Source organism: Streptococcus sp. GMD4S (assembly GCF_000296955.1).
In genome coordinates this window covers 1-861 of record NZ_AJRE01000537.1, presented here as the reverse complement: position 1 = coordinate 861, position 861 = coordinate 1, and the positions used below count along the sequence as shown (strand labels likewise).

General features: G+C 42.5%; 1 protein-coding gene. It reads left to right on the top strand.

The features are described 5' to 3' along the window. Positions 1-24 precede the first annotated feature (24 nt). The gene (gene rpsB, locus GMD4S_RS12400) at positions 25-804 is read left to right on the top strand and encodes a 30S ribosomal protein S2 (RefSeq protein WP_000268475.1); all 780 of its coding nucleotides are present in this window, start codon (positions 25-27) and stop codon (positions 802-804) included. Positions 805-861: the final 57 nt, after the last annotated feature.

Sequence of the window (861 nt, the reverse complement as noted above, 5' to 3'; positions counted from 1 at the left end):
AAAAAACAAAAAGGAGAAATACTCATGGCAGTAATTTCAATGAAACAACTTCTTGAGGCTGGTGTACACTTTGGTCACCAAACTCGTCGCTGGAACCCTAAGATGGCTAAGTACATCTTCACTGAGCGTAACGGAATCCACGTTATCGACTTGCAACAAACTGTAAAATACGCTGACCAAGCTTACGACTTTATGCGTGATGCAGCAGCTAACGATGCAGTTGTGTTGTTTGTTGGTACTAAGAAACAAGCTGCTGACGCTGTTAAAGAAGAAGCAGAGCGTTCAGGTCAATACTACATCAACCACCGTTGGTTGGGTGGAACTCTTACTAACTGGGGAACTATCCAAAAACGTATTGCTCGTTTGAAAGAAATCAAACGTATGGAAGAAGAAGGAATCTTCGACGTTCTTCCTAAGAAAGAAGTTGCACTTCTTAACAAACAACGTGCACGTCTTGAAAAATTCTTGGGTGGTATCGAAGACATGCCTCGTATCCCAGATGTAATGTACGTAGTTGACCCACATAAAGAACAAATCGCTGTTAAAGAAGCTAAAAAATTGGGTATCCCAGTTGTAGCGATGGTTGACACAAATACTGATCCAGATGATATCGATGTAATCATCCCAGCTAACGATGACGCTATCCGCGCGGTTAAATTGATCACTGCTAAATTGGCTGACGCTATCATCGAAGGACGTCAAGGTGAAGATGCAGCAGCAGTTGAAGCAGAATTTGCAGCTTCAGAAGCTCAAGCAGACTCAATCGAAGAAATCGTTGAAGTTGTAGAAGGCGACAACGCTTAATTCATATAAATAGTAATTACCTAGGAGGGCGGGGCCTAGCCCAGCTCTCCTATTTTT